Origin of the sequence: Chryseolinea soli (assembly GCF_003589925.1) — a bacterium.
GTDB classification, from domain to species: Bacteria; Bacteroidota; Bacteroidia; order Cytophagales; family Cyclobacteriaceae; genus Chryseolinea; species Chryseolinea soli.
Genome location: NZ_CP032382.1, coordinates 2,494,324 through 2,520,601, shown reverse-complemented (window position 1 = coordinate 2,520,601; position 26,278 = coordinate 2,494,324). Strand labels below are relative to the sequence as shown.

22 protein-coding genes are annotated in these 26,278 nt (G+C 50.3%); 7 read left to right on the top strand and 15 right to left on the bottom strand.

Annotated elements, in window-relative coordinates; all coding sequences use genetic code 11:
* Nucleotides 1-3: 3 nt before the first annotated feature.
* Nucleotides 4-1,800: an excinuclease ABC subunit UvrC gene (uvrC, locus tag D4L85_RS10885; protein WP_119754335.1), complete on the top strand. Its 1,797-nt coding sequence runs from the start codon at nt 4-6 to the stop codon at nt 1,798-1,800.
* A gap of 30 nt (nt 1,801-1,830) precedes the next feature.
* Here uvrC and porN read toward each other — a convergent pair whose 3' ends face one another.
* The 7 genes from porN to D4L85_RS10850 form a co-directional block, all read right to left on the bottom strand.
* Nucleotides 1,831-2,742 (bottom strand): type IX secretion system ring subunit PorN/GldN, encoded by a 912-nt coding sequence (porN, locus tag D4L85_RS10880; protein ID WP_119754334.1) that lies wholly within the window; start codon nt 2,740-2,742, stop codon nt 1,831-1,833.
* Nucleotides 2,742-4,334: a type IX secretion system motor protein PorM/GldM gene (gene porM, locus D4L85_RS10875; RefSeq protein ID WP_119754333.1), complete on the bottom strand. Its 1,593-nt coding sequence runs from the start codon at nt 4,332-4,334 to the stop codon at nt 2,742-2,744. Before porM ends, porN begins: the two co-directional genes overlap by 1 nt.
* A 44-nt stretch (nt 4,335-4,378) precedes the next feature.
* Nucleotides 4,379-5,203: a type IX secretion system motor protein PorL/GldL gene (porL, locus tag D4L85_RS10870; protein WP_073134193.1), complete on the bottom strand. Its 825-nt coding sequence runs from the start codon at nt 5,201-5,203 to the stop codon at nt 4,379-4,381.
* Nucleotides 5,204-5,274: 71 nt separating this feature from the next.
* Complete coding sequence (porK, locus tag D4L85_RS10865) at nt 5,275-6,360, bottom strand: T9SS ring complex lipoprotein PorK/GldK (RefSeq protein ID WP_073134195.1); 1,086 nt, start codon at nt 6,358-6,360, stop codon at nt 5,275-5,277.
* 125 nt (nt 6,361-6,485) lie between these two features.
* Nucleotides 6,486-7,436, bottom strand: a complete 951-nt coding sequence (locus D4L85_RS10860; RefSeq protein ID WP_119754332.1) for a PorP/SprF family type IX secretion system membrane protein — start codon at nt 7,434-7,436, stop codon at nt 6,486-6,488.
* A 110-nt stretch (nt 7,437-7,546) separates the two neighbouring features.
* On the bottom strand, nt 7,547-8,323 hold the full coding sequence (locus D4L85_RS10855; RefSeq protein WP_073134198.1) for a uroporphyrinogen-III synthase: 777 nt from the start codon (nt 8,321-8,323) through the stop codon (nt 7,547-7,549).
* Nucleotides 8,324-8,340: 17 nt separating this feature from the next.
* Complete coding sequence (locus D4L85_RS10850; protein ID WP_119754331.1) at nt 8,341-9,447, bottom strand: DUF4271 domain-containing protein; 1,107 nt, start codon at nt 9,445-9,447, stop codon at nt 8,341-8,343.
* A 64-nt stretch (nt 9,448-9,511) separates the two neighbouring features.
* On the opposite strand from D4L85_RS10850, the gene hemW reads away from it, so the two are divergent.
* Together hemW and D4L85_RS10840 are read left to right on the top strand one after the other, a co-directional pair.
* Nucleotides 9,512-10,645, top strand: a complete 1,134-nt coding sequence (hemW, locus tag D4L85_RS10845) for a radical SAM family heme chaperone HemW (RefSeq protein WP_119758741.1) — start codon at nt 9,512-9,514, stop codon at nt 10,643-10,645.
* A 97-nt stretch (nt 10,646-10,742) separates the two neighbouring features.
* Entirely contained in the window at nt 10,743-11,081 is a 339-nt protein-coding gene (locus tag D4L85_RS10840) for a hypothetical protein (RefSeq protein ID WP_119758740.1), read from the top strand.
* Between the two features lie 115 nt (nt 11,082-11,196).
* On the opposite strand, the gene rho is transcribed toward D4L85_RS10840, so the two are convergent.
* On the bottom strand, nt 11,197-12,801 hold the full coding sequence (gene rho, locus D4L85_RS10835) for a transcription termination factor Rho (RefSeq protein ID WP_119754330.1): 1,605 nt from the start codon (nt 12,799-12,801) through the stop codon (nt 11,197-11,199).
* Nucleotides 12,802-13,091: 290 nt separating this feature from the next.
* Here rho and serS point away from each other — a divergent pair, with 290 nt between their 5' ends.
* Genes serS through D4L85_RS10820 form a run of 3 tightly spaced genes read left to right on the top strand, consistent with a single transcriptional unit; the run spans nt 13,092 to nt 15,938 of the window.
* The gene (serS, locus tag D4L85_RS10830) at nt 13,092-14,366 is read left to right on the top strand and encodes a serine--tRNA ligase (protein ID WP_119754329.1); all 1,275 of its coding nucleotides are present in this window, start codon (nt 13,092-13,094) and stop codon (nt 14,364-14,366) included.
* A 50-nt stretch (nt 14,367-14,416) separates the two neighbouring features.
* Complete coding sequence (locus D4L85_RS10825) at nt 14,417-15,457, top strand: nucleoid-associated protein (protein ID WP_119754328.1); 1,041 nt, start codon at nt 14,417-14,419, stop codon at nt 15,455-15,457.
* 58 nt (nt 15,458-15,515) lie between these two features.
* Nucleotides 15,516-15,938, top strand: a complete 423-nt coding sequence (locus D4L85_RS10820) for a hypothetical protein (RefSeq protein ID WP_119754327.1) — start codon at nt 15,516-15,518, stop codon at nt 15,936-15,938.
* A gap of 182 nt (nt 15,939-16,120) precedes the next feature.
* Here the strand turns inward: D4L85_RS10820 and D4L85_RS10815 are convergent, their stop codons facing one another.
* The 3 genes from D4L85_RS10815 to dxs all read right to left on the bottom strand — a co-directional run bounded on the left by D4L85_RS10815 (nt 16,121) and on the right by dxs (nt 19,660).
* On the bottom strand, nt 16,121-16,858 hold the full coding sequence (locus tag D4L85_RS10815; RefSeq protein WP_119754326.1) for a hypothetical protein: 738 nt from the start codon (nt 16,856-16,858) through the stop codon (nt 16,121-16,123).
* A gap of 100 nt (nt 16,859-16,958) precedes the next feature.
* On the bottom strand, nt 16,959-17,732 hold the full coding sequence (locus tag D4L85_RS10810) for an alpha/beta fold hydrolase (RefSeq protein WP_119754325.1): 774 nt from the start codon (nt 17,730-17,732) through the stop codon (nt 16,959-16,961).
* A 14-nt stretch (nt 17,733-17,746) separates the two neighbouring features.
* Nucleotides 17,747-19,660, bottom strand: coding sequence for a 1-deoxy-D-xylulose-5-phosphate synthase (gene dxs / locus D4L85_RS10805; RefSeq protein ID WP_119754324.1), 1,914 nt, complete (start codon nt 19,658-19,660; stop codon nt 17,747-17,749).
* Nucleotides 19,661-19,800: 140 nt separating this feature from the next.
* Between dxs and D4L85_RS10800 the strand changes: the two genes are divergently transcribed.
* Nucleotides 19,801-20,565: a segregation and condensation protein A gene (locus D4L85_RS10800; protein ID WP_119754323.1), complete on the top strand. Its 765-nt coding sequence runs from the start codon at nt 19,801-19,803 to the stop codon at nt 20,563-20,565.
* 373 nt (nt 20,566-20,938) lie between these two features.
* Here the strand turns inward: D4L85_RS10800 and D4L85_RS10795 are convergent, their stop codons facing one another.
* The 4 genes from D4L85_RS10795 to nadD form a co-directional block, all read right to left on the bottom strand.
* Nucleotides 20,939-21,700 (bottom strand): creatininase family protein, encoded by a 762-nt coding sequence (locus D4L85_RS10795; protein ID WP_119758739.1) that lies wholly within the window; start codon nt 21,698-21,700, stop codon nt 20,939-20,941.
* A gap of 127 nt (nt 21,701-21,827) precedes the next feature.
* Nucleotides 21,828-22,766: a lytic transglycosylase domain-containing protein gene (locus D4L85_RS10790; protein WP_119754322.1), complete on the bottom strand. Its 939-nt coding sequence runs from the start codon at nt 22,764-22,766 to the stop codon at nt 21,828-21,830.
* Between the two features lie 127 nt (nt 22,767-22,893).
* Nucleotides 22,894-25,629 carry a DUF5686 family protein gene (locus D4L85_RS10785; RefSeq protein ID WP_119754321.1) on the bottom strand — a complete coding sequence of 912 codons (2,736 nt, stop codon included), beginning with the start codon at nt 25,627-25,629 and terminating at the stop codon, nt 22,894-22,896.
* Between the two features lie 21 nt (nt 25,630-25,650).
* On the bottom strand, nt 25,651-26,238 hold the full coding sequence (gene nadD / locus D4L85_RS10780; RefSeq protein ID WP_073134215.1) for a nicotinate (nicotinamide) nucleotide adenylyltransferase: 588 nt from the start codon (nt 26,236-26,238) through the stop codon (nt 25,651-25,653).
* Nucleotides 26,239-26,278: the final 40 nt, after the last annotated feature.

Below are 26,278 nucleotides of genomic sequence, written 5' to 3'. Positions count from 1 at the left end.
TCTATGTACGACCGGCTCAAAGAAGTTGTTCAGCGACTGCCGGAATCTCCTGGTGTCTATCGCTTCTATAACGACGAAGATGTGCTCATCTACGTCGGCAAGGCAAAGAGCATCAAGAAAAGGGTAAGCAGTTATTTCAGCAAGAGCACGGGCGTGAATCGCAAAACGCTCAAGCTGGTCTCGGAGATCGAACGCATCGACTTTACGGTGTCCAATTCCGAGTTCGACGCGTTGTTGCTGGAGAACAATTTCATCAAACAGAATCAGCCCAAGTACAACATCCTGCTGAAGGACGACAAGACGTTTCCCTATTTGGTCATTCTCAAGGAACGATTCCCTCGTATTATCTACACGCGCAAATACCTGCCTAAACAAGGCGAGTACTTTGGCCCTTTCTCCAGCGTAGTAGCCATGAAGAATGTATTGGAGTTAACCCGCAAGCTATACTCCATCCGGACTTGCAATCTCCTGCTCAGCGAAGCGAACGTGGAGCAAAAAAAATTCAAAGTATGTCTCGAATACCACCTTGGCAATTGCAAGGGTCCTTGCGAAGGCTACCAGGACGAAAAATCATACCTGGAAGAAATCGAGCAGGCCCGCAACATCCTGAAAGGCAATCTCAGCATCGTCTACAATCACTTTACCTCCCAAATGAAAACAGCGGCCGGCAATATGGAATTCGAGCGGGCGCATTTTTATAAGGAGAAGCTGGAAACGCTGGAAAGATTCCAATCCAAATCGCTTGTCGTCAATAAAGACCTTACGGATATCGATGTGTGCACCATCACCAGCACGGAATCTTATGCCTATGTGAACTACCTAATGATCCGTGAAGGGGCGATTATCTTCTCCAAGACCATGGAGGTGAAGAAGAAACTCGACGAGCCCGACGACGAAATTCTGAGCTTTACGGTTTTCGAACTACGAGAGCAAACCCACAGTCAGAACAAACTGATCTTAAGCAATGTGGCGATCACGCTGCTGGAAGACAAAGTCGAAAACGTGATCCCTCAGATCGGCGACAAGAAGAAACTCCTCGCGTTGTCGATCAAAAACGCCCTTGAGTTAAAACGTGAACGCGAGATCTTCCGCGAGGGAAAGAAATCAAAGCAAAAAGAAGTATTGCTGATCCTTCAAAAGGATCTGCAGATCCAACACTTGCCCAACATCATCGAATGCTTCGACAACTCCAACCTGCAAGGCACCACACCGGTGGCGTCCATGGTGCGCTTTGTTGATGGGAAGGCTGATAAAAAAGGCTACCGCCATTTCAACATCAAGACCGTGGAAGGGCCCGACGACTTTGCATCCATGAAAGAGATCGTTGGCCGGCGTTACAAAAGGATCCAGGAGGAGGCCGGCAAGCTCCCCGACCTGATCATGGTCGACGGGGGCAAAGGACAATTGAGCAGTGCCTGCGAGGCATTAAAGGAATTGAATCTCTATGGTCAGATCCCGATCATCGGCATCGCCAAGCGATTAGAAGAGATCTACTATCCAGAGGACCCGTTGCCGCTGCACATCAGTAAAAAATCGCCAGGGCTGTTATTGATGCAGCAGATCCGTGACGAGGCCCACCGCTTTGCCATCACTTTCCACCGGCAAAAGAGAAGCAAGGTGCAGTTGAAAACCGAGATGGAGGGTCTTGAGGGTATCGGTCAGAAAACCTCCGTGAAATTATTACAGCATTTCAAGTCCGTGAAGAAGATCAAGGAAGCGCCGTTTGAGGAGATCGAGAAACTGGTAGGGCGCAAAAAGGCGGAGATCATTTTGGGTATAAAAGAAAAGGAGGTCAAGTGACCTCCCTTCTCAATATCAAAAAGCAAATTCTTAGAATTCCCAAAGGTTGTGTTCCTTCTCCATGAGCATCATCTCCGTCCACTCGCGAGCCCAAACGCCTTCTCTGTAGGGACGTCCATTGCCACGGTAAGTATCGTCGATGGTTTCATCGTCGGGGTTCTGCACTTTGTAGATCGAGCCTTGGAACAATCTCAGTAAGAATGCATCGGCAAAGTTCTTGTTTTGCGCGGTGTTCTGGCGATTGAACCAAACAGCCTTCGGAATGTTGTTTCTGAATAATTTCTCCAGGTCCTTGTATTTGAACCATCCGAGCGAGTTATCGATACCTGTGGTGGTCTTCGCACCGGGAACGATGATCTCAAAAGCCTGAATGTCGTAGTACAATCTGGATCTTCTTCTGTCGAAGATCATGTCTTCCATCATGTGGATGGAGCTCATGTCGCCTACGGCGTATTCGAGACCGCTACCTTGGTTGGTGGCTGCCCAATAGTCGGTGGCGTCTTCGCTGGGCGTGATGCCCTTGCTGTCTTGCACGGCGCGATAGTTCTTGCCGTTGAAGCTCACGATATCATCCGTGTAGAAGTCGGTAGTGGGGTTCCAGGCCGGGAAGGTCTGGGCTTGCTCTTGTACCAACCGTCCCAGGAAGTCTTCCTTCGATAATTTGGTAGTCAAAGAGTCACTGTTATAAATGTCTGTTAGTTCTCCAGACTTTACGGCATCAACAATGAGTTTGCTGATCTCTCCGTTTTTGGCGAAGAAGCCTTTGTTTTGCTTTTCCCGGAGATCGATATTCCTCCACACACGCACTTTGTAGTGCTGCTCATACACGGGAATTGGATTGAGCGAATTCGGATTGTACTGAACTTCCAAATCCTGCACCTCCTGCGCAAATGCGCCGGTCAGTCCAACTGAAAACAGTGTTATAAAAATGCTCTTTTTCATTAGTTTATCGGTATGATTATAATACCACTTGAACCTTTAACGGGAACCTTTTCTTCGCCATCGGTGAACGTTCTGCGGGCAACTTCCTTGATGTCGATAACCACGCGGTCACCGGGTCTTGCCTGGCTTGACCAGGAGCGGAGATCCGGATTTTCGTTGGTTGCATTAAGACGTTGCACACCTGCCGTTCCACGACCCAAGATCACTTCTGCGCGTTTGATTTTGTAGCGTGCGTCCTTGGGAACTTCTTCTTTGAAGTTGTTCTCAGGCTCAGCAACAAAACGCAGGTTAGCGAGTTGGTTGGGCTTAATACCATTTCTCAAATCCACAGCTGTGCTTCCGATGTAGGCTACATAGCGGGGATCCGGAACGTTTTTCACATCAAATTGCTGATCGCCGATTTTCGTGCCACCATTCGTAACACCTACAGTGATCTTGCGAGCACTGGGGATGATTGTAACGCGGCCGGGCTTATCACCCTTTCTGATCTCCGCACTCGCTGCAGAGAAAGAAGGATTATAATTTGTACCCAAGGCAGGCACTTCAATGTTCACCGTATTTCCGCAATTCATGTAGAGCGTGGGAGCGTTACCCGTTGTCACACGGATCACGGGCTGTGCTACGTAATACTCGATGTTTTGTGTGAAGGTCTGGCCTTTTACTTTGATCTCAGCCTTGAAGGATTTTTTGGCGATACCTGTGGCATCATAACCACCACCCGAAGCTGTAAATTCAATTTTACCCATCTGAACTCCACCTGCATCGGCGATGATCGGAAGCTTTGCACCATCCTTGTAGAACTCCGAGGAGATCGAAGTAGAAGATCCTGTGAGGAACATTTCCGCTTCATATTTCGCACCGGCAGCGACAGTAGAGGATTTAGCTCTTACCATCGGGATGAACTGGTCGAAGCTGATCCGGTTTGCACCAGCATCTTTGGCCAATTTATCGAGGGCTGTTGCCTCATATTCGAGGATCTCGGTTTGCGTCTGGGTTACAGAGGCAAGCGCTGCGATCACAGGCGTGTTTTCGAAGGTAAATGTCAGGTAATCTTTACGAACGTGATCTTCGTTGGTCGCAAAGATGGGAATATCTTTCGGCGGCTTTGCCAATTTGGCGAAGTCAAGTCCAGAAAGATCCTTCAGTTGAGCGACATAGTCATTCAAAAGCTTTTCGTATTTCTTACCTTCTTGTTCTTTTGATTTTACATCGATCATCATCGCCGCTACTTTCGAGCTGTGGTCGTTGATCAATTTCTCATCAATTTTATCGGTGCCTGAAGTAGCCATCATACGCTTCTTCAATTCATCAATATAGTTCAATGCATCCTTCGTGATTTTTCTCACTTGCTCTGCATTCGTTTTTGCCTTGATCACATTGGCTGACTGGCTTTCGCCTGCATCCGCAATGATTCCTTTCAAAATCTCGTCGCTTTTCTTGTTCCCGTCGGTGATCAGGCCGGTAAGGGTAACGTTGATGATGGCGAATTTCTCCAGTACCGCGTTACTTACTTGCAGCGCGAGGAGCGCTGTAAGCACGAGGTACATCATGCCTATCATCTTCTGACGCGGGGTTTCTTTTCCACCTGCCATTGTATAGTTCCTTTTAAGTTATAAACGTTAAAAACCCAATTTCATTATGCGTTCTGTCCGCCGCCTTTCATCGCGGTGAGCATGCTGCCATAAACCTTGTTCAAAGAAGTCAGGTTGTCTGTGAGCTTACCAAGTTCGGAAGTGAACTTCGCCGTGTTATCACCAACTTTGGAGAGTCCAGTCATAGCGCCGGTGAGGCTTTCGTAGAACTTGTTCATGTTTTTAACGTGGCTATCGGCATCCTTCAACTCCATTTCATACACTGAATTGAGAGCAGCAAGGTTTTTAGTCACTTTTTGTACTTGAGAGTGGTATTCGCCAGCATCTTTGGAAGCTTCAGACATGCTCGATACGGCCTTGATGGCAGTGTCGTAGGACTTGTTCATTTCCAAAAGCTGCGTAGAAGCCTTCTTCACGTTGGTAGCGTAGTCGTTAGTGGCTACGGCTGCATCGGAGAGGTTCGACATTTTCTTGGCAGAGTCGGCCAGGTTGGTCAGACCTTTGCCTAAGCTATCCAACAGTTCGGGGCCAATCTTGGCTTTCTCCAGGGAAACATCCAATTGTTGTGTCAGCGATGCGCCTGCAGGCTTGTTAGAGATTCTGGTGGGGGTTGCAGGAGCTTCGTAGTCTTCGCCCAGTTCGGGGTATACTTTCGACCAATCGGGCTCTTGATGAGGCGGCTCAAAAGCGCTCAGAAAGAAGATAACTGCTTCAGTGGTCAAGCCTATGAACAGCATTTGGTCAGCACCTTCGTAGTGGAGGATCTTGAATAACGCCCCAATAATTACGACTGCCGCACCAATACCATAGACTTTTGGCATTATAGTTTTGTAGAGTAGTTCAACAAATCCGCCTTTTTTCTTGCTCATTGTAGTAATGGTTTAAGTTTTGCCTTTTGATATTATAAAATATAGAAAATGGATTAGGGTCGATCTGAGTACTAAAATTCCTGACCTGATGAACGGCCCAAGTGCGTCATGGCGCAACGGAAGCCTATATACGCACGGGTGGAATCTTTGAATTCATATGTCCGCGTACCGGTTTCCAGGTAGTAGGCCACGTCTTTCCACGATCCGCCACGAACCACTTTCTTGGGCGGAACACGGGGGTTGTACTTGGCACTTTCCGGGTTGGTACGAGGGTCGATGTATTGCGGGTTCAAGTCCCATACCGTGGGTACGGATGCGGGGTTAAAGTCGTCGAGGCACCATTCGGATACGTTGCCCGACATGTCGTACAGACCATAGTCATTGGGGAAGTAGGACTGTACGGGTGAGGAGTAGGCGAAGCCGTCGTCGTAGAAGTTACCGCGGCCGGGTTTGAAGTTGGCCAGCATACAACCTTTCGAGTTACGGATATACGGGTTACCCCAAGGATATTTTGCCATATCGCGGCCACCGCGGGCTGCATATTCCCATTCTGCTTCGGAAGGGAGACGGAAGGCGGGCATCGGGAAGTCGCCCACGCTCTTGCGGTAGTCGTTCAGGTAAGCAGTTCTCCATTGACCGAAGAACACGGCAGCGTCCCAGTTCACGCCCACGACCGGATAGTCGTCGTAGCCGGGGTGCCAGTAGTAGTAGTCCTGGATAGGATCGCCCATGTGGTGTGCGAAGTCGCGAACCCAGGAAGCGGTATCCGGATAGTATTTCTGACGGAACGTTTCTGCGTCTACGGTTTCGAAGCCTTCGATGCTTCCGTTATCGACCAGGAAAAAGTTTGTGAACTGGCGATACTCATTGTTCGTGATTTCTGTATCGTCCATGAAGAACGAACCGATCGTTACTTGCTTGTTGAAGTTGATCTGCGTAGAAGCAGGGTCTTCATCCGCTTGCCCCATGTGGAATGTTCCGGCAGGAATGGGCACCATACCATAGGGGATGGTCATCACCCAGCCTTCTCGCCCGGGAACACCAACGAGTTCACCTTGGTCGCCGCCTTTTTTGCCGCCAAGGCCAAGTAATCCACAAGCACTGGCAACAGCCCCTGCGAATACTAAAACTACTTTAGAAACAACCGATTTATTCATATACTTCTGCTCAGTTTGCTATGCTAAATTTTGAGGCTCGAAAGTTACCCTTTATTCGCCTTACTTTTTGGAGAAACTATTTACAAATTCCACAAATTCTTAAAAATACCAAAATCAAATGTCGGCTAGTGCCTATACCGGGGGGTCCGAACGACTTTTTTGCCGCTGGTGCCAACTACCGGTAGATCATAGCTTATCATAAATTCCAGTGAAAAAGTCTCTTTTGCAGCCCGATCCTTTACGATAAAGTCGATGCCCGTTCCCAACTTCAGTGACTTGTCTTTCAGCAGAGCATAACCCAGTAGTAAACTGGCCGCTTCCGATTGTCTAAACGCCACGCCTCCCCACATCGTATCTTTGATGTAGGCAATTCCCGCCAAATCGACTTGAGTCTTGTTCAAATCGGTTCTAACGGCGGCAGAGAACTGTACTTTCAGGTCGAAGCTGACCTCGTAGAAGTATCCGCCAGTGAAGTTGATGTGATTTTCCAAAGCGCCCCGGACGCTGTCCTGGCCGAAGTTGAACTTGGAGCGCAGGAGGTGGTTGAAGCCTAAGCCGAGGTAGTATTTTTCGGCTCTATAGAAGACGCCCAAACCGAGGTCGGGTCTTACTTGTGATTCTTTTCCTTCGACAATGAGCGGGTCGCCTTCCTGTACGTAGCGGTAGTATTTGCCGTTGACCGTTTGCGAGTAGATCCCCGCTTTGATACCGAAGCTTAGTTTGGTGTCTTTGATGCCGAGGTGATAGGCATACATCACTTGCGCTTCGAGGTTATTCTGAGGACCGAGTTTGTCGTTCATGATGTACGCACCGGCGCCGCTGTTGAGCTTGTGGATGGGTGTGTTGAACGTAACCATTTGCGTAGTCGGAGCACCGCCGTCGCCAAAGCTCGACTGGTAGCCCAACCATTGGCTTCTGTGAATTGCCGAGAAACGGGTAACACCATCAACCCCTGCGTACGCTGGTGTCATGTACAAGTTATTGAACATGTATTGCGTGAAGAGGGGGTCTTGCTGAGCAAAAGCACCTGCGGTAAAAAGCAGCAGCGAGAGGGTATAAAAAGTCCTTTTCAGCATTAAGTTTAAAAAGTAGAAGCTAAAGTAAACGCTTTTTTACGACACTGTCAACAAATGTAATTAAAGTGTAATAAAATATCTCACTTAGTAAAATTCAATGAATGAAGTAGTTACTTGATGCCATTAGCCTTCTTAATATAGAGTTCCAAGGCTCCGGTCATGGACGGGGCGTTGGGCAGCGGGGCCTCGATATCCAGGATCAAACCCGCGTCGCGTACGGCTTTGGCCGTTGTGGGGCCGAAGACGGCTATGCGGGTGTTGTTCTGTTTAAATTCGGGAAAATTCACAAAAAGGGAGTTGATACCCGAGGGGCTGAAGAAGGCCAGGATGTCGTAGAACACTTCCTTCAGGTCGGACAGGTCGGCCGCAACGGTATGGTAGATGATGGCCTCGGTATAGTGGTATCCGCCGTCTTTGAGGAAGTCGGGGATGTCATTCTTGCGGATATCGGAACACGGGAAGAGATACTTCTCGTTCTTGTGCTTCTTCAGAATTTCCAACAGGTCTTGCGCGGTTTTGAGGCCGGTGAAGATCTTGCGCTTGCGAATGACGATGTATTTCTGAAGGTAGTTCGACGTTTGTTCGGAGATACAGAAGTATTTCATCTCCGGGGGCATTTCCACTTTCAATTCCTGACAGATGTGGAAGAAGTGATCCACGGCATTCCGGCTCGTAAAGATGATGGCCGTGTGGTTGAGGATGTCGATCTTCTGTTTACGGAATTCTTTGACGGGTACGGGTTCGACCTGTATGAACGGCCTGAAGTCAATTTTCAGGTTAAACTTTTCAGCAAGTTTTAAATAGGGAGAATTAGCATCTGCTGGAGCTTCTTGGGTTACGAGGATGCTCTTCACTTTGCGCATCCTTTCAGTAGCAATTTCACTCATCACGTAAACGAATCGGGCTAATTATAAAGAACCTTAATTGTTATGAGAAAGGGTATTAATTCCGTCGCACAAATGTACGAAAATAAATGAAACATTGAGTGACCCATCGCCCGCTGCAACTTTAAAAGAATGAGGATGGTCCATCCCGCGAGCAACCACGACATCATGCTCAGCAGAAATACGTAGAAGCCTTCACGCTGTCCGTGGGTGATGAAGTAGAGGAAGAGAATGATCGTTAGAACACCGAAAACGCCCAGCAACAACCGCACCCAATTGAAGAAATGGATGCCACTCACTTCGCGCATGCCGAACACAAAAGAGAGGCCATAGACCAACACAATCTTCAGGAAAAACAGTGCCAGCACGATAAAACTCAACCTTGTCCACTCGCGCATCGCCTCCCAAAAGGTGGTAGCCTGGAAGGCCAGTGCGGCCGAATAGTGCGTGGGCAGAAAATGAAAAATAATGATCAGATAATAGCCCAGCATCAAGCTGCTGTAGGCGTAAAACAAAACGTTGGTGCTGCTGGTGATGCGCGAATAGACCTGGCTTTCCTCGCCTTCACGCATGGAAAATATTTTCGTAATGGAGAAATAATCTGAGGTGAGTTTGGGGTTCAGCTTGATGATTACCACCAACATGGTGAGCAAAATCATCATGCCCACGATAGCAAAATCACGAAAAGAGGCGAACTGCAGCGGCACGATGGCGGTCGAGGCAGCATTGGAAACCGTCTCCAGCGTGGTCTGAAGACCGCCTTCTTTGACGCGTGTTTGGTGCACACCGATCTGTAGCACGGGGGCGTGAAATACTTTGCGGAGACTGTCTATTTTCAGATAGAGACCGGTGCTGTGTTGGGCAGCCAACTGGCCATTCACAAAAAGGGAAACGGGTTCCGTGCTGCTCACGTGGAGTGCAACACCCGGATATTTTGCGGCTTCGATCCAGAAATAGACCGTGCTCACGTCGCCGGTTTTCTTTTGGAACGGCTCGAAGCGATCTTCCTGGTTCACCTGCCATTCGGCTTTCAAATCTTTCAACACCGTATACTCCTGGCCGAGCAGCGCGGTGGCGCTCAGGAGGGTCAGGAGCGCGGCGATCAAAAAATGCGAGGTTGCCTTCATATAACTTTCAAAAGTATCAGAATATCGCCTTATATCCGAAATGCAAGTAAGTTTGTATCGCTTTATGGCGGGTATTTACATTCATATTCCTTTTTGCAAGCAGGCGTGTCACTATTGCGATTTTCACTTTTCGACCAATCTTGAAAACCGGGCGGCTATTGTACAAGCGCTTTCGGAGGAATTGGTTTTACAACGCGATTATCTCGGTGTGGAGGCGGTGAACACGCTCTATTTTGGGGGAGGAACGCCGTCGGTGCTCACACCACGGGAGTTGGACCAGATCCTGGATACGGTTCATAAAACCTTTTCGGTCAATTCCCTTGCCGAGGTGACCCTGGAGGCCAATCCGGATGACCTTTCCCGAGAAAAACTAAAAGCTCTGCGCCAGGCAGGCATTAACCGGCTCAGTGTCGGCATTCAATCCTTCGACGATACGGTCTTAAAATTCCTCCACCGCGCCCACGACGCCACCTTGGCCAAGCGATGTATCTCCGACGCCTACGAAGTTGGGTTCCAGAACATCAGCCTGGACCTGATTTACGCCATTCCCGACCAGGACGAGGTCGTGTGGGAACGGAACATCGAAGAAGCCTTGCGTCTCAAACCCCAACATATTTCGTCGTATTCGCTCACGATCGAGGAAAAAACCACGTTCGGGCGGTGGGCCGCCAAGGGAAAGCTCATGCCCGTGAACGACGACACGGCAGGACATCAGTTGCTGGTTCTGGTCGACCGGCTGGAGCGCGCGGGGTTCGAGCAGTATGAGGTGTCGAATTTCTCACTGCCTGGATTTCAGTCCAAACACAACAGCAGCTATTGGCGGTCGGAAAAATATCTGGGCGTGGGGCCCAGCGCCCACTCCTACAATGGGGTGAGCCGGCAATTTAACGTGAGCAATAATGCGTTCTATCTGAAAGCACTTCAGGAACGGCGCATTCCCGCTACGATAGAGGTTCTCACGCGCGAAGACCAGATCAATGACTATTTACTCACCACCCTGCGCACGTCGTGGGGGACCGATCTGGCGCGCATTCTGAGCCTGTGGGGGTATGACCTGCTGGCGGCCCACGAGGGGTATATTGGCGCGCTGGTGGAAAACGGGCATGCCCTCCTGGAAGGCCGGGTGCTCCGCCTCACCAAAAACGGCAAACTGCTGGCCGATAAAATTGCTTCCGATCTATTTTTACTAACGCCCTGATTGCGGCGCGGTGCCACGAAGAACTTTTGTATTTTTCGATGTTGTTTCATCCTCTAACACCATCATTGTGAGATCAACGGAAGAAAAAAAGGTATACATGCTCCTGAAATCGGTCATTTTCCACTATCACGGACTGGACGAGCAGGAAAAGCTGGACCTTGACAAAACGGCCGACGAACTGGACGCCCATGTGGAATACAAATGGGCCCTGGATTTTGTGGGCCAGGATCACCTTACTTCCTTCGAACGGGCCCGCCTCTATCTGAACGACATCATTGCCGACTATCCAAAGGAAAAAAGAATCGAACTGATCAACATGGTGTGGCAGGCGAACAACCTGAAGGGCTATGTTACCGAGATGGAAGCTACAGCCATGCTAAAACTTGCCAGAGATTGGAATGTGCAGCGTGAATTGATTGATTTGGTATTGAAATGACCCTTTCCGGGGCTTTCCCCCTCTTTCCCGAAATCTGTCTCTCCCGGTTTTCCGGAATAAAAAAAGAGACTGCGTTTTTGGGCAGCCTCTTTTTTAGTTAAAGGTTTGCTATGTTTTATCCATTCATGGAGATGAGGAATTCGTCGTTGTTGCGGGTTCCCTTCATTTTGTTTTGGAGGAATTCCATGGCTTCTACCGAGTTCATGTCGGCCATGAACTTGCGGAGTATCCACACGCGCTGCAGTTCTTCTTCTCTCAACAACAGGTCCTCGCGACGGGTGCCGGATGCCGGTACGTCGATGGCGGGGTATACTCTTCTGTTGGAAAGCTTGCGGTCGAGCTGGAGTTCCATGTTACCGGTTCCCTTGAATTCTTCGAAGATCACTTCGTCCATTTTCGAACCGGTGTCGATAAGGGCTGTGGCGATGATGGTGAGCGAGCCACCGTTCTCGATCTTGCGGGCTGCACCAAAGAAGCGCTTGGGTTTGTGGAGCGCGTTGGCGTCCACACCACCGGAAAGGATCTTTCCGGAAGAAGGCACCACGGTGTTGTAGGCACGCGCCAGACGCGTGAGCGAGTCGAGGAGGATCACCACGTCGTGACCGCATTCAACCATGCGTTTTGCTTTCTCCAACACGATGCTGGCCACTTTCACGTGGCGCTCGGCTTGTTCGTCGAAGGTGGAGGCGACTACTTCGGCTTTTACGCTGCGAGCCATATCCGTTACTTCTTCCGGGCGCTCGTCGATGAGCAGCACGATGAGGTATACTTCAGGGTGATTTTCGGCGATGGCGTTAGCGATGTTTTTCAGCAACACGGTCTTACCCGTTTTGGGTTGTGCCACGATCATACCGCGCTGTCCTTTACCAATAGGAGAAAACAGGTCGAGGATACGGGTCGACAGGTTGTCGGGCGCCGTGCTCAGTTTCAGTTTTTCGTTAGGGAACAGGGGTGTGAGGTATTCGAAGGCTACGCGGTCGCGGATCTCTTCGGTGGTTTTTCCGTTGACGGATTCCACTTTCAGGAGGGCGAAATATTTCTCGCCTTCTTTGGGGGGGCGGATCGATCCTTTTACGGTATCGCCGGTCTTGAGACCAAACAATTTGATCTGCGACGGCGACACATAAATGTCGTCGGGGCTGGCCAGGTAGTTATAGTCGGAAGAGCGGAGGAAGCCATAGCCGTCCTGCATGATCTCCAATACGCCTTCGTTGTTGATGGCGCCGTCGAATTCGCGGATGGCGACACGATATTGGATGGGACGCTCTTCGCGTACATCGGCACGGCCGGCGCGGATGAGGTCTTCCTGTGTGTTGATCTCCGGTTCGTTGTCGAGGTTTTCGGGCTCGGGTTCGGCGAAGGTTTGGGGTGTGCTATCAAAATTTATGTCGATCGAATCCAGGATCTCGTCACTGGAAAAATCGGATTCTGTTTTGGGGACCGGCGGCGCGGGAGTAGGGGCTACATTTTCGCGGCGGCGGGGACGCATTTTGCGTTCGGGTTCTGCGGAAGCAGAGGCGGTGGCGGGTGAGGAGGAAGCGGCAGGTGCTACGGGAGGTTTTCTGGCGGGAGCTGCTTCGCCCGCGACGGCTTGCTGATCGAGGATTTTGTAGATGAGGTCTTGTTTGGAAAGCTTCTTTGCGTTCTTCACGCCCATCTCCTCCGCAATTTCTTTCAATTCTGAAAGAAGCCTGACATTCAGGTCGTCAATAGTGTACATGTTAATTTAAAAATGAGGTTGTTGAAAAAAAGTGTTTTTGTTGAATTGGTTGTGTTGTGATCAGCCAAGCTGAAGTTAGGATCATGGAAACAACTAACTAGAGAACTAAGTTTTGGGTAAATAAAGTTCGGATTTTTTGTTCAGAGGGCTTGAGATGAAGCCGTATGATGATGCAAGTATAGGCGAAATTTGACTATTATCAAATTGTGAAAATATTTTATTCGCCCCAAAAAGCCGTCCGCTGTGCAAAAAAACTAATTTTGAATCCTTAAAAAAAACTAAAAATTCTCATGCTACAGGCAGTTGTCATCCGCGAACACACAGCGAAAATATTGGAAGGCCTCCGGAAACGAAATCTGAAGGACGCCGATGTCCTCATACAAGCGATCCTGGACAATGACCTGTTGCGTCGCGATACGCAAAGGGTGTTGGATGACCTGAAAGCAAAATCAAACCTGGATTCCAAAAAGATCGGCGAGCTGATGAAAGGCGGCCAAGCCACTGAGGCCACGGCCTTGCGCGCTTCTGTCGCTGCCGATAAAGAAAAGATCAAAAATCTGGAAGCCGACCTGGATGTGTATGAGAAAAAGCAAACTGAAATTCTCTACAAGATCCCCAACGTCCCCCACGAAAAGGTACCCGCCGGCAAAAGCGCTGAAGATAACATCACCGTGCACCAACACGGTACCCCTCCTACGCTTGGTGCACAGGCTTTGCCACATTGGGATCTCATCAAGAAATACGACATCATCGACTTTGATCTCGGCAACAAGATCAGTGGCGCAGGCTTCCCGGTCTACAAGGGAAAGGGCGCCAAGCTGCAACGGGCCCTCATCAATTTCTTCCTCGACGAAGCGGAGAAACAAAACTACAAGGAAGTGCAGCTTCCCATCGTCGTGAATGAAGCTTCCGGCTATGGCACCGGCCAATTGCCCGATAAGGAAGGCCAGATGTATTTCATCACCGAAGACGGTCTCTACCTCATCCCTACGGCCGAGGTACCCATCACCAACCTCTATCGCGACGTCATCGTAGCAGAAGAAGAATTGCCAGTGAAGAACGTGGGCTACACGCCGTGCTTCCGTCGCGAGGCCGGCAGCTGGGGAGCACACGTGCGCGGACTGAATCGTCTTCACCAATTCGATAAAGTGGAGATCGTGCAGATCGCGAAGGCGGAAGATTCTTACGGCATCCTGGACGAAATGTGTGCCCACGTGCAGGGCCTGTTGGAGAAGCTGGAACTCCCCTACCGCAAGCTGTTACTTTGCGGCGGCGACATGGGGTTTACCTCCGCGTTGACGTATGACATGGAAGTGTACTCAGCAGGACAACAGCGTTGGCTGGAAGTAAGTTCCGTCAGCAACTTTGAAACGTACCAGGCCAACCGGCTGAAGCTTCGCTACAAAAACAAAGAAGGCAAAACGCAACTGCTCCACACCTTGAACGGCAGTGCGCTGGCGTTGCCTCGCATTGTGGCGGCGCTGCTGGAGAACAATCAGACGCCGGAAGGCATTCGCATTCCAAAAGCGCTGGTGCCCTATACCAAATTTGAATTCATCAACTAATTTTCGTCAACGATCCCCCGGGATAAGACGGATCATTTCCTACCGCGCTTATGATCGAACGCAGTCAAAGTAGTATTCTCCAGGTGTCGGTGCATGTGGTGGGCAACCGTGGTGCGCAAGAGTTGCTGAGGCTATCCGAAGAACCCCTGGATGTGGAGGACGATGCCTTGCAAGAACTGCTCCTCACCTATTTCCTATCCAACTTTACGACGCCGGAATATTATGCGTTCACGTTTTCGAACGAGGATTTCTCCCTGAACCCCTTGTTTCAATTTGCACGAAACATTTTTGAAGAGGCCGAATCGTTTCACGAAAACTCGGTCAACATCGCGAAGCATTTATACGAAGCGACACAGCATCCCAACATCAAGTCGGGTGACTTATATGTGGCCCGTTTGTCGGGGGTGGTGATCGAAAACCAGGCGATGGATGCCATCGGCATCTTCAAGTCAGAAAACAAGGAGACGTATTTGAAGTTAAAAGCAAATCCCGGTGACTTCAACGTTCACGCCGACGAAGGTGTGAACATCCGCAAGCTCGACAAGGGGTGTCTTATTTTGAACCGGGGCGTTGAAGAGGGGTATTCGATCCTGATCGTGGACAATGCCAACAAGTCGGACGCTCAGTTTTGGAAAAGTGATTTTCTCAATGTGAAACCCGTGTCGGATGCCTTTCATCATACACACAACTTCATGAACCTCACGCGCCAGTATGTAGGGGATCAGTTGGACGAAGAGTTCAGCGTTTCGAAGGCCGACAAGATCGACCTGTTGAACCGGTCTATGGAGTTCTTCAAATCGAAGGAGCAGTTCAACCAAAGCGAGTTCGAAGTGGAGGTGCTGGCGGATGCTTCGGTGATCGAGTCTTTCCGGAAATATGAGAAAACATTTATGTCGGACGCACAGATCGCCGACAATTTCGAGATCTCCGCGCAGGCGGTGAAGCGCCAGGCCCGCGTCTTCAAGAGTGTGCTCAAACTCGACAAGAATTTTCACATCTACATTCATGGCAGCCGCGAGCTCATCGAAAAGGGTTACGACGAGGCGATGAACAAGCACTATTACAAGATTTATTTCGACGAGGAGAGCTAGTGGCTTTTTTTATCAGCAGGCCCTTTAGTAACTTTAGTGACCTCTAAAAAAAAGACCTATGGAACGTTTAACCCTCGGCGAAAAAATTAAGCGCACATCAAAAAAAGTTTTCCGCATTGTTATTGCGCTGGTTGTCATCACCCTCATTTCGCTTTTCAGTTTTTACTACTGGGGCGTGTATGAAGACGGCGTGATGGCCGGAAGAATATTGCGGATCAGTACAAAGGGCGTGGCCTTTAAAACGTATGAAGGCAAGATCGACCTTCAAGCTTTTGGGGCTTTGAAGAACGCCAGTCCCATTGCAGAATCGTTCGATTTCTCGGTCGAGAAAAGCGACACAGACCTCATCAAGGAATTGGAGACCGTTGCCCTCAGCGGCGAGCGCGTGAATCTCTACTTCATTAAGCGTTATGCGATCTTCCCCTGGCGAGGTGAAACAAGATATTTTGCCACGCGTATTGAACGGCTTGATAGTAAGTAACCAGCGGTTGTCGTCGCGCTGAAAAAGTCAGGAGCCATTCCAGCATCCCACGAAGGTGGATTGAAATAACACGAATGTCGAATGCAGAATTGAATAAACGCGCTGCTCCTTGCTGCAGGCGTGAAACGAAAAAGGCTGCCCTCTTAGAAGGCAGCCTTTCATATTTTGATTAAAGTGTAGTCTTATGCTGTAGCAGCCGAAGACTCTTCGAATTTCTGGGAGATTCTCAGTGTCACGGTCTTCTTGGCTTTGTAGCCACAGTAGCCGCACTGGAAATGTTTCAACAGCTGGCCTTCTTCGCCTACGGAAGGGGCCTTCAGGATCTCTTCGCGCACTACTTTGAAAGTTTGGTAGTTGCACTCAGGGCACTGCAGCGCATGCAGGTGACCAGAATAGCGCTCGATCTTTACGTAGCCGGTTTCTTCGTCTTTCCACACGTCGTAGTCGACGGAGAAAACGTTTTCTTCGGCTTGCATACCTTCATCGAGGTAAGCATCTTCTTCTTCTTCGCCCAGGAGCTTCATGGCCTTGCCTGTTTTCGGAGAAACGCGCGGCTTGTAGCGCAGTGCTTTCAACCGTTTTTCGATGAAGAAGGGGTAATAGAATTTGAGCATGTTTTGAATGATCAACGCCACGATCATACCCATAGCAAACGTGGTAAATCCGCGTACGAAGATCCACAACGGTGACAGTTCGCCGATGTTGGCGTTAGCGTAGAAGCAGCATCCGATGATGAGGATAATAGCAGCTATCCAGAGCGTTCTGATCTCGCTTTTGTTGATGAAATCGTACTTCACCTTGGCGTCATTCATGGTCGCCAGACGAATCACGTGGTAGATTACGATCAAGATTGAGATTGCCCACGCGACATAAGCAATGTTTTTGGCCATTGCGTTCCATGCGTCAAAATTTCCTTCCATAGAATCGGATTGGTTATTAGTATTCTTAATAGCAAATATAATTTCCTCTTTTCTTTAAACCTAGCAAAGGGTTGTAGTTAATGTCGCCAAAATGCCGTTTTCAATCTTTGAAATGTGATATTTTGCCCAAAAAGTCCCTGATAATAGCGGCTGTCTGTTCAGGTTTCTCGAACATGCCCATGTGGGCCACATCCTGAAGCAGGTGATTTTCAGGTTGTTGACAGAGCTTCGACTGCTCCAGAACGGTCTGCACCGGGATCCCGCCATCCTTTTCGCCGGCAATAAATAAAGTAGGGTTTTTGAAATTTTTTAACGTTTTGAGTTGTTCAGGGCGGTCACGCATGGCAATGGTGTAGCCTTTCACCGCATCGGCTGTCGCCTGGACCGACAGCTTGCGCACCTGGGGAATGGCGGGATGATCGGGGCGGGCAAAAAGCGGCGGAATAAAATTGGACGTGAAAGGTTCCGCGCCGTGCTGATCCACAAATTCCACGACCTTCGTCCGGGAATATTTTTTCTCTGCCGAATCGGCATAGGCTGTGGAGTGAAAAAGTCCGAGGCCTGCAAAACGCACGGGATTTTTTTCGACCATCGCCAGGGCCACGTAGCCGCCCAGCGAATGGCCAATGACCACGCTGTTGTGAATTTCTTTTTCCGCGCAAAAATTCAGGACTTCCAGGGCCACGTCGGCGATGGAAAATGCCTGTGGCAATATGGGGGTCTTGCCAAAACCGGGGAGATCGGGTGTGATGACGCGGCAGGAGTCGGCCAAGCGCGGGGCAAAATCGTTCCACACCTCTTGGTGCATCGGGAAACCATGCAGGAGTATCACTGGTCGTCCTTGTCCACGTTCCTGGAAAAAAATTCTGCCCATCAAACGTCGTGTTGCTATGCGTGTTCCAACATGCCGATCACGGCTTTTTCGATGCCATCGGGATCGAAGCCGCTCTCGCGGTGAAGTTCGTATTGTTCGCCGTGTTCCACGATGCCATCGGGAATGCCGAGGCGTTTCACGTCTGCGTGATAGTGGTGGTCGGCCATGAATTCCAGCACGGCGCTTCCAAAACCACCCTGCACGCAGCCGTCTTCCACGGTGAGCACTTTTTTGTAGGTCGAAAATATTTCGTGGAGCATGGCCTCGTCGAGCGGTTTCACAAAGCGCATGTCGTAGTGCGCCACCTCGATGTGTTGGGCTGCCAGGCGCTCGCACACCTCGACGGCATAGTTGCCGATGTGGCCGATGGTGAGGATGGCCAGTTCTTCGCCGGCACGGATCTTACGCCCGGTGCCGATCTTGATCTCCTCCATGGGTGTACGCCAATTGGGCATGACGCCCTGGCCACGGGGATAGCGGATGGAAAAGGCTTGCTCGGTGCGCGGTAGCTGTGCCGTGAACATGAGGTTTCGCAGCTCCGCTTCGTTCATCGGCGCAGCCACGATCATGTTGGGCAAGCACCGGAAGTAGGCCAGGTCATAAGCACCGTGGTGCGTAGGGCCGTCGGCTCCTGAAAATCCAGCGCGGTCGAGGAAGAAATTCACCGGAAGGTTCTGAATGCAGACGTCGTGGATCACCTGGTCGTAGGCGCGCTGCATGAACGTGCTGTAGATGTTACAGAACGGAATGAGACCTTGCGTGGCCAGACCAGCCGAAAAAGTGACGGCGTGTTGCTCAGCAATGCCTACGTCGAAGGCGCGCTCGGGCATTTCCTTCATCATGATGTTGAGGGACGAGCCGGAAGGCATGGCGGGCGTGATGCCCATGATCTTGTCGTTGGCCTTGGCAAGCTCTACGATGGTGTGGCCAAAAACGTCCTGGTATTTGGGTGCTTGGGGGACGCTGTATATTTTTTTGTGGATCTCTCCCGTGATCTTATCGAATGTGCCGGGTGCGTGCCAGGTGGTGGCGTTGCCTTTTTCTGCGGGCGCGTAGCCCTTTCCTTTTGTGGTGATGCAATGCAGAATTTTCGGACCCTTGATGTTTTTCAGGTCGTTGAGTACGGCTACGAGGTGATTGACGTCGTGACCATCTACGGGACCAAAATATCTCAGGTTGAGCGATTCGAAGAGGTTGCTTTGGCTGAGCAGCGTGCCCTTGATGCCGTTCTCCACCTTTGAAACGATCTCCTGGGCGCTTTTGCCAAACATGGAAAGTTTGCCCAGCAGGTTCCAGACTTCGTCCTTCAGTTTGTTGTAGGTGCGGCTGGTGGTGATGTCGGTGAGATAATCTTTCAGGGCGCCCACGTTGGGGTCGATCGCCATGCAGTTATCGTTGAGGATAATCAGGACGTTGGTGTCGGAAACGCCGGCGTGATTGAGGCCTTCGAAGGCCATGCCGCCCGTCATGGCGCCGTCGCCGATGACGGCTACGTGCTGTTTATCTTCAATTTTGAGGTATTGCGATGCGGCGGCCATCCCCAGGGCTGCGGAAATGGATGTGGACGAGTGGCCTACGCCAAAGGTATCGTATTCGCTTTCTTTTCTTTTGGGGAAGCCGGAAAGGCCTTTGTAGAGGCGGTTGGTGTGGAATTGGTCGCGGCGGCCGGTCAGGATCTTGTGTCCGTAGGCCTGGTGGCCCACATCCCAGACCAGTTGGTCGTAGGGGGTGTTGAGCACGTAGTGGAGGGCCACCGTGAGCTCGACCACGCCCAGGCTGGCCCCAAAATGGCCGCCATACACGGAAACGTTGTCAATGATGAAGTGGCGGAGATCTTCGCAAAGTTGCACCAACTGCGCCTGATCAAGTTTTTTGATGTCGTCCGGGCTATTTATACCGGCCAATAATTTTCCGGGGGTTATCAGCATAGTATTTGTTCAAAGGACCCTAACAGTGGTACAAGCTAAGTGTTCTATCGAGCTTTTCAACGCCAAACAGGCCACAAAGTTAGTTATTTCTACCCTATCCATTTTTATTGTCGGATTTAAATAAATTTGTGGCCATTCTTATGACAACGCAGGAAAACTTTGAAGTAAAACTTCCCCTTTTTGAAGGTCCTTTCGACCTTTTGTTGTTCTTTATCGAGCGCGACGAGTTGGATATCTACGATATTCCCATCGCCAAGATCACAAACGATTTCCTGGACTATATCCGCCAAATGGAGGCCCTCAACATCGAGGTTGCCAGTGAGTTTATTTTGGTGGCCGCTACGCTGATGCGCATCAAATCGAAAATGTTGCTGCCCCGCCCGCAACTGGACGAAGCCGGCAACGAGATCGACCCGCGCGAAGAACTGGTGAAGCACCTGTTGGAGTATAAGAAATACAAATCGGTGATCGAAAGCTTCCACAAAATGGAAGAGACCGAACTGATGAAAGAACGCCGCGGCAACCTGATGAAGGAATTGAAAACGCTGGCCGAGAGCACCAACGTGGAGGCCGAGTTGCAGGACGTTACGGTGTTCAAGCTGATGACCATCTTCGAAAAAGTGTTGAAGCGTTTTGATGCGGAAAAGAATAAACCTGTTCACCAGGTGATCCAATATCCTTATACCGTTGAGGGGCAAAAGAAACATATCGTGGATGAACTTACGCGCCGTCAGCGCATGTCGTTTACAGAGCTGTTGGAACAATATCCAACACGCATCGGTGTGATCTTTAATTTCCTGGCCATCCTGGAGATGTTGGCGTTGCAGATCCTGACCATCCAGATTGGTGAGGGCTTTGGCAATTTCTGGATCTCGAAGGGTGAGTCGTCGGAAGCGGTTCTTTAATTTTTCTTTGTTAACATTCTTATCGCACGTGGCCAATCCGGCCCCGTGCATTTCCTGTAGTTTTTAAGTCGCCGTATTTGTTGCGTGTTTTTTTTCGAAGCAAAGGCATTCCATACACCGGCCAGGGATAGAAGTGGAAAGCCCGAAGTGCGTGGGCCTGGGCGTGGACGGACTTGGAACGGATAGCCCGACCCTGAGGCCTCCGAAGGGGGCCGCCAAAATTTGTTTTACTTCGAAAGACTCAACAAGGAAGTATTAAAGGCATTGAACCGCGAAGGCGCAGAGGCGCAAAGTCAACGCAAAGAAATACAGAGGGCGCGGGTACGCAAAGAAGTCGAATGCTTCCTGTTCCTTGTTTTCATTTCAGCGTCCACTAGGCATACAGATCGGTGCGATCTGCTTTAGCCACCTCGATAAAAAATCCGGCTACTTTCTCTGTGACGGCTTTGAAATAGGCTGCTCCTTTTTCCGGTGTGGCCTTGCGGGGATCGCCCACGCCGGTGTCTTTGGTCACCTGCAGCCATTTGCGTTCGGCCCATGCCCAGCCTTCGCGCATCGCCGAGATCCGGAATTTTTTTGCTGCTCCATCGCCGGCTGTGGAAAGGGGTGCTACCAGTTCGGGGCGGAGGTGCATGATCACGCTGGTTTCCATTTCGCCGGCGTGGTCGTCTTTGTTCTCGAAGAATTCTTTTTGATCCAATGCCTGATACCAATTGCAGGAGCAAAGGAACATGTCGGGAAAGACCAGCCCCAATTCGCGGATCATGGTTTTGAAGTCGTTGCCGCCGTGACTGTTGAGGATGATCAGCTTGAAAATTCCCTGCCTATTCAGTACTGTGATGATGTCGCGCAACACGGCGAACTGCGTGCTGGGGTTCATGTTGATGTCGAGCTTGACATCGAACTGGCCTGTGTTTACGCCAAAGGGAATGGTGGGGAGCACGATCACGCGCGATCCACTTTCCCACGCGATGCGCGCGGCTTCGGCCGACACCTGATCTGCTTCGATAATATCCGTACCATAAGGCAGATGATAGTTGTGCGCCTCGCATGCCCCCCAGGGCAGCACGGCTACTTCGAAACCTGTTTCGTTAATCGTTTTCCAGTTGTTCTCGGCGAGGATGTACGGGCGCATAGCAATTTCTTTTTTTACGACAGCGAAGGTAAAGAAAAGCATGGTTTCACTCATGCAAATCACAAACCGCACGTGTAAAAAGCAGTGTGTCCGAAAGCTGCGAACAGGAAGTTGCCGGCGCGATCCGTTATGCCGGGAGGGCTATCCGGTAATGCTCGCCGCGTTTCACCGTGAGGCGATCTTCGCGGAGCCAGGGATTGTGGCGCTTCAACAATTTATAGTTGGTGCCCTGCGCTTTGGCAAAGGAGACAAGGTCTTTTATGGACTCGGTCACCTCGATGTATTTCAACGGTTCTTCCTGGTACAGGTGGGCGGGGTCGATCTTGAAGCCATAGCGCAGCGGGTGTTCGGCAATTTCTTTGATGGCCAGAATGCGAAACACATAGCGGGAAGTCTCATCGTTGAGATACAGATCGTAGTACGACTTTTCCTGTTGATCTTCCAAAGCCCGTTCTATGCCGCCCATGCCGCGGTTGTAGGATGCGGCCACGATGGTCCAGCTTCCAAATTTCTGGTAGGCTTTCTTCAAATATTTACACGCTGCCTCGGTGGCCTTCAGGGGATCGTAGCGTTCGTCCACCTCGTCGGTGATCTCGAGGTTCAATTCCTTGCCGGAAGTTTTCAGGATCTGCCAATAGCCTACGGCATCGCGGGGCGACACCACGTTCAATAAATTACTTTCGATGAGGGGAAGGTATTTGAAATCCTGGGGGATGCCATGTTTCTCCAGGATCGCCTGCATTTGTGGAAGCCAGCGGTTGGCGCGCTTGATGAGGAATATGGTGTTGCTGTGCAGGTAGCAATTGATCTGCAATTCTTTGTCGAGACGCTCGTGCACGTCGGGAATGCTGAGGGGCACGGGCTCGCCGGCAAAGGTCATTTCCGCTGGCACATCGAACGACACGGCGGGCAAACGCTGATCGGATTCATCGAACGGAACTTCGTACACGCCCTCGTCGGAGATGGCGTGTTCGGTGGTTCGTGTGGACACTTCGTTATAGGTGATGTATCCAAAAAGAATAATCAAAGAACCGATCGATAGAAAGTTGGAGAGGTTCATTTTCATCTGCGCTGCACGTTATCCCGGAAAAATTTGGAGACCCAAGATACTGATCAAACGCAATACCCCCCATATAATGTTCGACCGAAACCATCACGCACATGCCTTTCACCCTATTTTTCGACGAATCCCGTTATTGATCCGAGAATGAAACCATGAAATTGGAGGTGATGCCAATCCGGATTCCATAATCCAGGTATTTCCCATCCTGAAATGCTGCCGCCGCTTCCAAACGGAAAATGCGCAAAATGCCATCGATGGAATAGCCCACTTCGGTGTAGTTCTTGGACGTGGGGGTGGCCAGGTAGTTGACAAACACATTTTCGCGAATGCCGGCCAGGCGCACCAGCGGAATGTTGGTCACGAGAAATTTCCGGAACTGATAATGCAGATTGCCCGCAAAATATTTGTCGGCCGTGCTGTAGCGGTAGTAGTCGAGCAACCGGAAGCTGCCCACGGGGTCGTTGGTGATGAACGGTGTTTGGTTGCCGAGGAAATGTTTGTAGTCCATGAAATACATCTTGTCGGTGTTCAGGAACGAGCCGGCGCGCAAGGCAATGTCGGTTGTGCCGCGCACTCCGACTTTAAACCGGTGTTTGAATCCCAATTCGATCTGATCATAGCTCACGTCGCTGCCCAACACGTTATCGAAAGCGCGCCGGTAGTCCAACATAAAGGAAGGCGACGAGTTGGGGATCTCCGATTTGTGTCCGTTCCGGATGTTGTATTTTATCCAGGGGCGGGCCACAAGCCCCACAGAACCAATGAAGGCCTGGTGTTCCGGGAAAGACGTATCGGTCAATTCATCATTCACGGGCTGGTTGGCGGTGTAGCCTTCGATTTTCTCGCGATCGACCCATTTATAATTCGTGTTGTTGAAAAGTTCGCGCCGGTTCATCCACGACCAGGTTGTATTGACGGTGAAATATTCATTGAGGTGGCGGGTATAATTCACATCGACGTATTCGCGCTCATAGATCTTCATGAGATTTTTTTCCAGGAGCAGCGTGGTAAAATCGTTGACGATGGGAAGAATGGGTTCGTCGCGATTGTATTGTTGGATGTAACGGCCACCCTGTACGTCGAACTTGTATTTTTTATTTCGCAGGGCAAACGTGAGGTTGCCGGAGGCCACTTTGCGTGAAAAGGCATAGCGGAAGGCTGGAGTAATGGTAAGGCGCGTTTTGTTGGTGTCCTGCAGCACCGTGCCATAGGAAACTTTGTAGACCAGGTTCCATCCTTCCACCGTGTTGAATCCCGGCATCGGGAAGTGAATTTTTACATTCGAATGTTTGGAGACTTTATAACTATCGCCGATCAAAAGATCCCACGGTTGGAAGCCTTTGTGTTTTGACTCTTTCAGCGTGTCGCCCTCGGCTTTCTTGCGTTCCACCACCGCCATGCTGTCCATCTTGTGATAGCCTTTCACTTCCTGTTCGGTCAGGGGCACCGGTCTGACTTCCGACCAATAGGTGGAGTCTTTTTTATAGGCCATGCTATCTACCTTGAACGTGACATCGGACAGGACTTCGGGTTGTTTCTCTTGTTTGGCTTCGGCTTTTTCGTAGTCTTTGAGCATGCCGTTCAACTCCTTGCGGGTGATCTCTTTGCCGGAGGCGAGTCGCTCTTGCAGTTGCTTGGATTGTTCCTCGGCGGCCTGGGCTTTTTTGGCACTCTTGCTCAGCTTCTGGTTGGCGGCTTGGTTTGCAGCGGCTTTGCTTTTCTGCGCGGCCAGGGCTTTTTGCTGTACCTTCTTTGCTTCTTCTTTGTCTACCTTCTCGTCGACCACCTCCATTTTGTCAGTCTCCACATACAATTCGGGGTTCATTTTGATCTTGTAGTTGCTTACGGTAGCGAGGTAGTTGTATTCAAATTCAAAGCCAAAAATCTTCCCTGAAACCATGAAGCGGTGCGACACGGGGAGCCATGCCTTATCTTCGATGGGTGCGTAAACCGCTTTGATGTTTATGTCGATGCCCAGCTTCACGGTGTGGATGTCCATGCTGTGGATGCTCCACCAGTTTTCCACGATGTTCAGTGTGCCGTCGATCACGTTGTCGCCCTTGGAGCGGGGGATGACCTTGATCATGCTCACTTCATAGTCGCGGTCCTTGAACGTGCCCATGTACTCGAAGCGATAATATGAAAAGGCTTTTGGTGATAACGGGCTGATCGTTTCGGCTATTTCCGGTTCGTAGAAGCTTCCAAAAATGTATTGGTTTGGGGAAGTGTTGTTGCTGTTGCCGTCGCTGCGGATGGAGATGACTTTTTCTTCGAATTTCTTTGGGCGGGTATATTTTATATCGCTTACCGACTCGGTCACATAAGCATCGCCCTTCTTAATGCCTTCCTTGGCCAGTGCGCGTTTGGCCAGCCAGGGATAGTCTTTGAGCACGCCTGTGCCTTTGATGTACACGCGGGCCGAGTACGTGTCGATCTCCTGTGTGTGATACTTTGCTTTTGCGATGGCTTTGCGCATGATGGTGTAGGCTGGGTCTTCATCGCCACCCTTCACGGTGACGGATTCCAGCAGAGTGGCCTGATCTTTCAGGGTCACGTTCACCTCGATGAAGTCGTCGCCGATCTCAACTTGTTTCACCACCGACTCGTGGCTGAGGTATTGAAAGCTCACGTCATATTTTCCCGGCGAGAGCGTGATCTCGTAGAGGCCTTTCACGTTGGTGGTGGTGCCGCTTCCGGTTTGCTTTACAAAAATAGTCGCATACGGCAGAGGCTCGCCTTTGTCGTCTTTTACCTGGCCGCGGATGCCCCCGAGACCAAAGGCGTCGGCGATACAGAATAGAAATAAAGAGAAAAACAAAAGAGTTCTCTGGATGGAGAACCTATAGGGTAACGTTGGAACACGCATAGCGCCGGTTTCGTGATTTGATTAGTCTTGATAAAATCCCTTTACCCTGATCATCTCCTCCACCGCGTCGGGAACAAGGTAACGCACAGATTGTTTTTTTCTGATGCAGTTCCGGATAAAAGTTGCCGAAATGTCGAGGGTCGGGGCATCTATCATGGTAACGTTAGGATGCGTCCGGAGTTCTGAAAGTTGCGTGTGGGGTCGCGGATAAACGTATAAACCGTAATAATCCAGGATTTGTTGATAATTCTTCCATCGCGTGAAGCTCTCCAGGTTGTCCTCGCCCAGGATGATACGAAATTCTTTGTCTGGATGCTTCTCTTTCAGGTGTACCAGCGTATGGATGGTATAGCTGGGTTTTGGCAAGTGAAACTCCACGTCGGAAGCTTCCAATTTATAGTTGTCGAAAATGGCAGCCCGCACCATGTCATAGCGGTCGAACTCGTGGAGCAATCCCTTGGCGGGTTTAAGCGGATTTTGGGGTGACACCACGAACCATACTTTTTTGAGGTCGCTGGTTTCTGCCATCAGGTTAGCAATGATGAGGTGACCCATATGGATAGGGTTGAAGGAGCCGAAGAAAAGTCCAATCTTCTGGGTGGCGCTCATAGCGTTTCGACCTTCCGGTTAAGGGAAAATTTTGTATGGG